The sequence below is a fragment of the Streptomyces qinglanensis genome (assembly GCF_900111245.1).
Lineage (GTDB): Bacteria > Actinomycetota > Actinomycetes > Streptomycetales > Streptomycetaceae > Streptomyces > Streptomyces qinglanensis.
Genome location: NZ_FOGO01000016.1, coordinates 169,931 through 179,570 on the forward strand (window position 1 = coordinate 169,931; position 9,640 = coordinate 179,570).

Below are 9,640 nucleotides of genomic sequence, written 5' to 3' on the forward strand. Positions count from 1 at the left end.
CCGCATCTGCCCGTTCCCTGGTAGAGGAGAGGGGCATGAGACGCATCCGCACCGCCCCTCGGGCCCCGCTCGCCGCAGCCGCCGCTCTCCTCGTCCTCGCGGCCGCCCCTGTCCCCGCAGCTCAGGCCGCATCCGGGCGCGGCCATGAGCCCAAGGCACCCGAGGAGTTCGTCGCCCTGCACGACGTGGCCCCGACCATCCGCCAGGACATCCGCTACTTCACCCGGCACAACTTCGTCGGCGAGCGCATCGACGGCTACCGCCGGCCGATGTGCCTCGTCACCCGGGACACCGGCCGCGCGCTCGCCCGGGCCCAGCGCTCCCTCCTGCGCCGCGGCTACACGCTCAAGGTCTACGACTGCTACCGCCCGCAGCGGGCCGTGGACCACTTCGTGCGCTGGGCCAAGGACCTGGACGACCAGCGGATGAAGCGCGAATTCTACCCGCGCGTGGCCAAGAACCGGCTCTTCGAGGACGGCTACATCGCGGAGAAGTCCGGACACAGCCGCGGCAGCACCGTCGACATCACCGTCGCCGAGCTGCCCGCCCGCCCCACCCGCCCCTACCACCCCGGCGAACCCCTGGTGCCGTGCTACGCACCCCAGGAGGAGCGGTTTCCCGACAACTCCGTCGACACCGGGACCGGCTTCGACTGCTTCGACACCCTCGCGCACACCGACGACCCCCGCATCACCGGGAAGCAGCGCGCCAACCGGCTGCTGCTCAAGCGCACACTGGAGCACGAGGGCTTCAGCAACCTGCCGGAGGAGTGGTGGCACTTCACCCATGAGCCGGAGACCTTCTCGGACACCTACTTCGACTTTCCCGTCTCCCCCCGCTCGCTGACCCCGCAGCACTGAGACCGCCGCCTCCGGAGCCACCGGCGAACGCGCCCGGGGGCTCCGGAGGCCGCACCTTTGGCGCTAGGTTGAAGCGGCAGCCGGACACCGGACCCGCAGCAGCCGCAGCACAGCCGAGCAGGGGAGCCCACCATGACCGAACGGACGAAGGCACAACGGCCCGCGACGCAGATCGACACCACGGTCCCGCACTCCGCGCGCATCTGGAACTACCTCCTGGGCGGCAAGGACCACTACGCCGTCGACCGCGCCGCAGGTGACAAGGTCTGCGAGGTCTTCCCCGGGATGGTCGACATCACCCGGCACTCGCGGGCCTTCATCGGCCGCGTCGTACGCCACCTCGCGGGGGAGGCGGGCATCCGCCAGTTCCTCGACATAGGCACCGGCCTGCCCACTGTCGACAACACCCACGAGATCGCCCAGCGGGTGGCACCGGAGTCCCGGATCGTCTACGTCGACAACGACCCCCTCGTCCTCGCGCACGCCCAGGCGCTGCTCACCAGCACCCGCGAGGGCGCCACCAGCTACCTGCACGCCGACGTGCGCGACCCCGCCGGGATCCTCGCGGCCGCCGCCGAGACCCTCGACCTCGACCAGCCCGTCGGCCTGATGCTGATGGGCGTCCTGGGCCTGGTCCAGGACGAGGACGAGGCACGCGCCGTCACCCGCGAACTGCTGGACGCGCTGCCGTCCGGCAGCTATCTGGGCTACAACGACGGCAGCACCACCGACCCCGCCTACGTCGAGGCCATCCGCCGCTTCAACGCGGGCAGCGGAGCCGTGCCCTACACCCCGCGCACCCCCGAGCAGATGGCGGGCTTCTTCGAGGGGCTGGAAGTGCTGGAACCAGGCATCGTCTCCCTCCCGCACTGGCGTCCCGAGGCGCTGCCGTTCGGCGAGCCGCCCCGTATCGCCTGCTACGGAGGAGTCGGACGCAAGCCGTGAGCGCACGCGGCCACCGGCCCGGCCCGCCCGCCGGGCCGGTGGTCCGGCAGGCGGGCCGGGCCGGTGCGCCGGGCCGGATCACCCGGCTGACGGGCCGGGCGGGCGGCCCACCCGCACGGCGTACTCCACCGCCGCACCGTCCTCCCCCTCCACCAGGACTGCCCCGTCGCGCCCGCCACGCACCGTGAACCGCTCGGCGGCCGGGCGCTCCCCTCCGGCACCCGGATCGGGGATCAGCAGCCCGCCTCCGGTACGCCCCGGGAGCGGCGGCCACACCTCCAGCTCCGTGCGCCCGCCGGCACCCCGCACCGGTATCGCCGATCCCGCCCGTGCCAGCACCGGCAGCCCCGCCAACGGCGCCGGCAGCCGCACCGTCGCCGGGCCCCGGTGACAGCGCCCGGTGCGGGTGTCGTACCACCGGCCCGGCGGCAGCCGCACCGCACGCGACCGCGCACCCGCTTCCAGCACCGGCGCGACCAGCAGCGCGTCCCCCAGCAGGAACGCGTCCTCGCAGTCGCGCAGCGCCCGGTCCCGGGGATGCTGCCACCAGACCGGCCGCACGTAGGGGGTGCCCGTGCGGTGCGCCAGTTGAGCCAGCGTCATCAGATACGGCAGCAGCCGCTCCCGCTCCGCCAGCGCCGCGCGCACATGTCCCAGCAGCTCCTCCCCGACGCCCCAGGGCGCCGCGGCCTCCCAGGACGCACCGGCGGCGCTCCCGGTCGTCCGGGTGCGCAGCAGCGGCAGGTACGCGGCCAACTGGAGTCGGCGCAGATACAGCTCGGGGGAGGGGCGCCGGGCCGGGGCCGCGACATCCGGCCCCGCGAACGGCACTCCGCACAAGCCCAGGCCCAGCACCAGCGACAGCGTGGTCCGCAGCCCCTCCCACCCGGCCTCCGGCGCGGCGGTGCCGATGCCGCCGTAGCGCTGGATCCCCGCCCACCCCGAACCCGCGAGCACGAACGGACGCTCCTGGGGGCGCAGCTCCCGCATCCCGGCCCAGCCCGCCTTCGCCATCGCCAGCGCGTAGAGGTTGTGCCCCTCCCGGTGGTCGCCGCCCCGGCCCTCCAGCGCGTGCCGTGCCGAGCGGGGCAGCGTCGTCTCGCCGAACGCGCACAGCGAAGTGGGCTCGTCGCCGGTGTGCCAGACCGCGGTGAAACCCTGCTCGATCCGTTCCGCGAACAGCGCCCCCCACCACTTGCGCGCCCGCCGGTCGGTGAAGTCGGGGAAGGCCGCATCCCCCCGGCGCGCACCGCCCAGCACCGTGCGGCCCGCCGCGTCCCGGACGAACACGTCCGCCGCGGTGCCGCTGTCGAACACCGGGCAGCCCGGCTCGGCCACCACCCCCGGCCGCACCACCGACACCAGCTCCACCCCGTCCGCCCGCAGCCGCGTCGCCGCCGACCGGCCCGCCGCCCCGCCCGCGTCCGCCGAGCAGGCTGCCGCCCCGCCCGCGTCCGCCGAGCGGTCCGGGCCGGAGGAGGGAGCCGGGCTCGCGGAGGGCGCCGCGCCCGTCGCGTCCGCCGAGCGGCCCGTGCCCGCGGTGCGGCCGCCCCACCCGGCGCCGGAATCCAGTTGCAGTGCGCTCAGCGGTAGCCCGTGCGCGCGGTGGCCGTCCGCGAGCCGCCGCAGCTCACGCTCCCCGGCCCGGCCCTGGTGCACATGCTGGTGGCCCAGCGCCCAGCGGGGCGGCACGGCGGGCGCCCCGGTCAGCGCCGCCCAGCCGTGCAGCACTCGGGACGGGGCACCCGCCACCACCCAGTACCGCATCGGGCCCCCGCTCATCCGCACCTCGCAGCGCGCCGGCCGATCGTGGCCCGACCCCCGCCCCTCGGCGCCCTCCCGTACCGTCACCCAGCCGTCCCAGGAGTTGTCGTGGAAGACGAGCAGGGTGCCCGCGTCGGCCACACTCACCAGCACCGGCATGGCGACCGGCACCGGGCCCGCGCCCCGGTCGCGGGTGTCGGCGCCGCCGTTCCACAACCGGTAGGCGCCCTCCCGCAGCCGCGGGCCCGCGCTCCTGCCGCCCAACCCGAAGAAGCGTGCGTCGGCGGGCAGCTCCGAGCGCTGCATCCAGCGCGGACCGCCCGCGGCGGCCTCGTCCGACTCCCACCAGCGGGGCGGTCCGTCCCGGCGCAGCAGTGCGCCGCCCGGGGTGCGCACCTCCACCGCACCGTGGCGCGACACCGTCACCAGCATCCGTTCGGAGACCACCCGCCAGCCGCCGTCCTTGTCCGGCTCCAACCGCGCCCGCGGGTCGGTCTCCGGGCAGGCGCCCGCCAGTGCGTACGACGGTTCGGGCTCCGCGCCGTCCCACCCGAGGAACACCGCACCGCCCGCCGTCACCCGCACCTCCAGCGCCGACCGGGCGAAGCACACCCGACCGCCGCCCGGCCCCGCCTCCGCCCCCGCGGCCTCGCCCGGGGTGCGTGCCCGCTCCGCGCGCTGCCGCGGCAGCGCCGCCGCGTCGGCCCGCTGCCTGCGCCACGCCGTACGCAGGGCCCGCGCCCCCCGACCTCCACCGACAACCCTCACCGACCGCACCAGGCCCCGCCCGTCCATGCTGCTCAGCCTGCCACCGGCAACCGTCCACGTCAGGGCTGTTCAGTGGCCGTTCACCCGGTGGTCACCCTGCGCGCCGTGTGTTCCCCACACCGCACACAGCCGCACTGTGTGACACCCGCCCTGGCACAACGGATGACCACATGGCATCGTCCCGCGCGAAGGGACGCGACGACGCGTACAGGACGTCAGGGAGCCGCCACGCCATGACCGCAGCACACAGCGACAGGACCGCCCGGACCTCACAGCCCGAGGCGCTCTGGCGGCCCGACCCCGGTGCCTTCGCCTCGGCCCGCCTCACCCGCTTCCAGGAGTGGGCGGCCCGGCACCACGGTGCCCCGGAGCCCGATCCGAGCGACCCCGTCGCCTCGTACGCCGCGCTGCACCGCTGGTCGACCGAGCACCTGGCCACCTTCTGGGGCGCCTTCGCCGACTGGTCCGGCGTCCGCTTCAGCACCCCGTACGAGACCGTCCTCGCCGATGCCGCCATGCCCGGAGCCACCTGGTTCCCCGGCGCCACGCTCAACTACGCCGAGCACGCGCTGCGCCCGGCGGAGGACCCCGAGCGCGCCGCCGGGCCCGCGCTGCTCCACGTCGACGAAACACACGAGCCCACTCCGGTGAGCTGGGCGCAACTGCGCTCCCAGGTCGCCTCGCTGGCCCAGGAACTGCGCCGACTGGGCGTCCGGCCCGGCGACCGGATCAGCGGATACCTGCCCAACATCCCGGAGGCGGCGGTCGCCCTGCTGGCCACCGCCGCGGTCGGCGGCGTCTGGACCTCCTGCGCACCCGACTTCGGCGCGCGCAGCGTCCTGGACCGCTTCCAGCAGGTCGAGCCCGTCGTCCTGATCACCGTCGACGGCTACCGCTACGGCGGCAAGGAACACGACCGCCGTACGACGGTCGCCGAACTCCGCTCCGCACTGCCCACCCTGCGCGCGGTCGTCCATGTGCCGCTGCTGGGCACCCCGGCTCCCGAGGGAGCACTGGAGTGGGCCGACCTCACCTCTCTCGACGTCGAACCCCGCTACGAGCAGGTGCCCTTCGACCATCCGCTGTGGGTTCTCTACTCCTCCGGCACCACGGGACTGCCCAAGGCCATCGTCCAGTCCCAGGGCGGCATCCTGCTCGAACACCTCAAGCAGCTCACTCTGCACAACGACATGGGACCCGGGGACCGCTTCTTCTGGTTCACCTCCACCGGCTGGATGATGTGGAACCTGCTGGTCTCCGGGCTCCTCACCGGCGCCACGGTCGTCACCTACGACGGCAGCCCCGGCTACCCCGACACGGCGGCCCAGTGGCGCGTCGCCGAGCGCACCGGTACGACGATCTACGGCACCTCGGCCGCCTACATCATGGCCTGCCGCAAGGCGGACGTGCACCCGGGCCGGGACTTCGACCTCTCCCGGGTCAAGTGCGTGGCCACCACCGGATCGCCGCTGCCGCCCGACGGCTTCCGCTGGATCCACGACGAGGTCGCCGCCGACATGTGGATCGCCTCGGTCAGCGGCGGCACCGACGTGTGCAGTTGCTTCGCCGGCGCCGTCCCCACGCTCCCCGTCCACACCGGAGAGCTGCAGGCCCCCTCCCTCGCCACCGATCTTGCCGCCTGGGACCCCCAGGGCAGGCCGCTGGTGGACGAGGTCGGCGAACTGGTCGTCACCCAGCCCATGCCCTCCATGCCCGTCCGGTTCTGGAACGACCCCGACGGCGCGCGCTACCACGACAGCTACTTCGACATGTATCCCGGAGTCTGGCGCCACGGCGACTGGATCACCCTCACCAGCCGCAACACGGTCGTCATCCACGGGCGCTCCGACTCCACCCTCAACCGCCAGGGCGTCCGGATGGGCTCCGCGGACATCTACGAGGCCGTCGAACGGCTCCCCGAGATCCGCGAATCCCTCGTCATCGGCGTCGAACAGGCCGACGGCGGCTACTGGATGCCGCTCTTCGTCCACCTCGCCGAGGGCGCCGCACTCGACGACGCACTGCGTGACCGTGTCAAGCAGACCATCCGGCAGAGCCTCTCGCCCCGGCACGTGCCCGACGAGATCATCGAGATCCCCGCCGTTCCGCACACTCTCACCGGCAAGCGCCTGGAGGTCCCCGTCAAACGACTCCTCCAGGGCACCGCCATGGAGAAGGCCGTCAACCCCGGCTCGGTCGACAACGCCGAACTGCTCCGCTTCTACGAGCAGCTCGGCCGCGAGCGCACCGCCTGACCGGCCGCACCCGGACCGCCACTGAGGCCGGCCACGCGCGTGAGGGCCGCCCCGCATCAGCGGGACGGCCCTCGACCGCTCCTGCGACCGCCCGTTCCGCGGCCGCCGCCCGGGTCACTCCCCGGAGAGCACCGCCTGCGCCGCGGCCCGCGCGTCCGGACCGCTGTCCGCCGCCCGGGCCGCAGCGGCCGCCCGCTCGCACTGCGCCAGCGTGTGCTTGGCGAGCTGCGCCCGCACGAACGGGATCGCCGACGCGCCCATCGACAGGCTGGTCACGCCGAGCCCGGTCAGCACACACGCCAGCAGCGGGTCCGAGGCGGCCTCACCGCAGACCCCGCAGCTCTTGCCCTCCGCCTTCGCCGCCTCGGCCGAGACGGCCACCAGGTCCAGCAGCGCGGGCTGCCACGGATCCTGCAGCCGCGAGACCGCACCGACCTGCCGGTCGGCCGCGAACGTGTACTGCGCCAGATCGTTGGTGCCCAGCGAGAGGAACTCCACCTCCTGCAGCACCGAACGCGCCCGCAGCGCGGCGGAGGGAATCTCCACCATCGCGCCGAACTTCGCGCTCAGCCCGGCCTCCCGGCAGGCGTCGGCGAACGCTCGCGCGTCCGTCCGGTCCGCCACCATCGGCGCCATGACCTCCAGGTACACCGGCAGCCCCTCGGCCGCCTTCGCGAGAGCCCGTAGCTGCCCCTGCAGAACCTCCGGGTGGTCGAGCAGCGTGCGCAGCCCGCGCACCCCCAGAGCGGGGTTCGGCTCGTCGGCCGGTGTCAGGAAGCTCAGCGGTTTGTCGGCACCCGCATCCAGCACCCGCACCACGACGCGCCCCTCCGGGAACGCCTCCAGCACCTGCCGGTACGCCTCGACCTGCTTGTCCTCACCGGGCGCCTGCTCGCTGTCGTCCAGGAACAGGAACTCCGTACGGAACAGACCGACGCCCTCGGCCCCCGCCTCCACGGCTGCGGGCACGTCACCCGGCCCACCCACGTTCGCCAGCAGCGGCACCTTGTGCCCGTCCGAGGTGGCTCCCGGCCCCTTGGCAGCCTCCACGGCGGCCTTGCGGTCCTCCGCGGCGCGCGCCAACTCCTCCCGCTCCTCGGCGGTCGGATTCACCGCGATCTCGCCGGTGCTGCCGTCCACCGCGACGACCGTGCCCTCGGCCAGTTCACCCGCACCGGGAAGCGCCACCACGGCAGGCACGCCGAGCGCCCGCGCCAGAATCGCGCTGTGGCTGGTCGGGCCGCCCTCCTCGGTGACGAAGCCCAGCACCAGCGAGGTGTCGAGCAGCGCCGTGTCGGCGGGCGCCAGGTCCCGTGCAATCAGCACGTAGGGCCGGTCGCTGTCCGGCACTCCCGGCATGGGAACGCCCAGCAGCCTGGCGACGATCCGGTTCCGCACGTCGTCCAGGTCCGCCACCCGCCCGGCCAGGTAGTCACCCGCCTGCGCCAGCAGCGCGCGATAGGCGGCGAACGCGTCGTACACCGCGCGCTCGGCCGTGCTCCCGACGGTGATCCGCCGCTCCACGTCGGACATCAGCTCGGGGTCCTGCGCCATCATGGCCTGCGCTTCCAGCACGGCCTGCGCCTCACCGCCGGCGAGATGTCCCCGGGCGACCAGGTCGGCGGCGACGGCCTCCACGGCCTGCCGCGCGCGCTGCTGCTCACGTGGCGCCTCATCGGCGGCGATCTGCTTGGCCGGGGGCTCCAGCACGGCCGTGCCCATGTGCCGCGCCTCGCCGATCGCCACCCCGTGGCTCACGCCCACGCCTCGAAGCGTTGTGTCCATCTCACCCGTCTCCGCTCGGCGGCGGCCTCAGGCCACCGCAGTGGTTTCCACCCGGCCCGCGCACGCGCAGGGAAGGGACTTCCGACGACGCGTGGAGGTACGACACGACAGAAGGGGCCGGGCGCGTACGTCAGCTCCAGCCGAAGAGCGTCTGCCCGCGCTCCACGTCCCCGTCCTCCCGTACGTCCCCGAGGGCCTCCGCGGTGGCCTCGAGCGCGATGACCGGAGAAACGGGCGACTTCCCCTGCTCCTCGACGGCCGCCGGATCCCAGCGCACCACCGGCTGACCCCGGGTGACCGTGTCCCCCTTGGCGGCCAGCAACTCGAAGCCCTCGCCGTTGAGCTGCACGGTGTCGATCCCCAGGTGCGTCAGCACCCCGTGGCCCTCGGAGTCCACCACCACGAACGCGTGCGGATGCAGCGAGACGACGATCCCGTCGACGGGCGCCACGGCCTCCGTCCGCTCGCGCACGGGATCCACGGCGGTACCGGGGCCCACCATCGCTCCGGAGAACACCGGATCCGGCACGGCGGCCAGGCCGATGGCGCGTCCGGTCAGCGGGGACGACACGGTGGTCATTGGGGGACCTCCCAAGGGCGGAGACTCGATCAGTCGCCGTCGCTACCTGTTCAGGACGGCGCACCGTTCAGAAGCGTAAGTCATAGGAACAACCGATTCCGCAAGAGGCGCGGCCGCCCCGCTACCCCCTGTCGTGCCTCGTCAGCAGCCTGTCGCGGACCGGTGCGCCACTGTCCCGACCGGTTGCGCTCGAGACCTGGGGCAGAACCGATTTGCCTCTGTCGCGCGGCCCGCTGTAGTGTCATACGCCTGCCGGGCACCCAGGTGTCGGCAGCACTCCCAAATCCACCTCGATTTCGGCCCGTTGGTCGTTGCGCCTCGACGCGGAGCGGTTCGGACCACTGAAAATCCGGTGGTAGGCTTGGGAAGAAGCGAAAGGGCAAACGTCCGGAGAAACCGGTACTGCATCGTCAGAACCGATTTGTTTCGAAGGAAGCGTCCGTTCCTTGAGAACTCAACAGCGTGCCAAAAGTCAACGCCAGATATGTTGATACCCCGACCTGCCGAGTGTTCGGCGGGTTGAGGTTCCTTTGAAATACACAACAGCGAGGACGCTGTGAACCGGGGGATTATTCCTCCTCTGGTTCCGCTCTTCCTGTGGATGGAAGCATTCACGGAGAGTTTGATCCTGGCTCAGGACGAACGCTGGCGGCGTGCTTAACACATGCAAGTCGAACGATGAA

At 73.2% G+C, this 9,640-nt stretch carries 6 protein-coding genes and 1 rRNA gene; 4 read left to right on the plus strand and 3 right to left on the minus strand.

Annotated elements, in window-relative coordinates; all coding sequences use genetic code 11:
- The first annotated feature begins 35 nt into the window (after positions 1 to 35).
- Together BMX65_RS27280 and BMX65_RS27285 are read left to right on the plus strand one after the other, a co-directional pair.
- A complete protein-coding gene (locus tag BMX65_RS27280; protein WP_075003006.1) occupies positions 36 to 860 on the plus strand; it encodes a M15 family metallopeptidase in 825 nt (274 codons plus the stop codon).
- Positions 861 to 992: 132 nt separating this feature from the next.
- Positions 993 to 1,805, plus strand: coding sequence for an SAM-dependent methyltransferase (locus BMX65_RS27285; protein WP_075003007.1), 813 nt, complete (start codon positions 993 to 995; stop codon positions 1,803 to 1,805).
- Between the two features lie 78 nt (positions 1,806 to 1,883).
- Here BMX65_RS27285 and BMX65_RS27290 read toward each other — a convergent pair whose 3' ends face one another.
- Positions 1,884 to 4,364, minus strand: a complete 2,481-nt coding sequence (locus BMX65_RS27290) for a glycoside hydrolase family 31 protein (RefSeq protein WP_075003008.1) — start codon at positions 4,362 to 4,364, stop codon at positions 1,884 to 1,886.
- 206 nt (positions 4,365 to 4,570) lie between these two features.
- On the opposite strand from BMX65_RS27290, the gene BMX65_RS27295 reads away from it, so the two are divergent.
- Positions 4,571 to 6,592 (plus strand): acetoacetate--CoA ligase, encoded by a 2,022-nt coding sequence (locus tag BMX65_RS27295; protein WP_075003009.1) that lies wholly within the window; start codon positions 4,571 to 4,573, stop codon positions 6,590 to 6,592.
- 114 nt (positions 6,593 to 6,706) lie between these two features.
- Here BMX65_RS27295 and ptsP read toward each other — a convergent pair whose 3' ends face one another.
- Both ptsP and BMX65_RS27305 read right to left on the minus strand, forming a co-directional pair.
- Complete coding sequence (gene ptsP / locus BMX65_RS27300) at positions 6,707 to 8,377, minus strand: phosphoenolpyruvate--protein phosphotransferase (RefSeq protein WP_075003010.1); 1,671 nt, start codon at positions 8,375 to 8,377, stop codon at positions 6,707 to 6,709.
- 130 nt (positions 8,378 to 8,507) lie between these two features.
- Entirely contained in the window at positions 8,508 to 8,957 is a 450-nt protein-coding gene (locus tag BMX65_RS27305) for a PTS sugar transporter subunit IIA (RefSeq protein WP_075003011.1), read from the minus strand.
- A 610-nt stretch (positions 8,958 to 9,567) separates the two neighbouring features.
- Here BMX65_RS27305 and BMX65_RS27310 point away from each other — a divergent pair.
- Positions 9,568 to 9,640: ribosomal RNA gene (locus BMX65_RS27310) — 16S ribosomal RNA — on the plus strand; the annotation flags it as partial.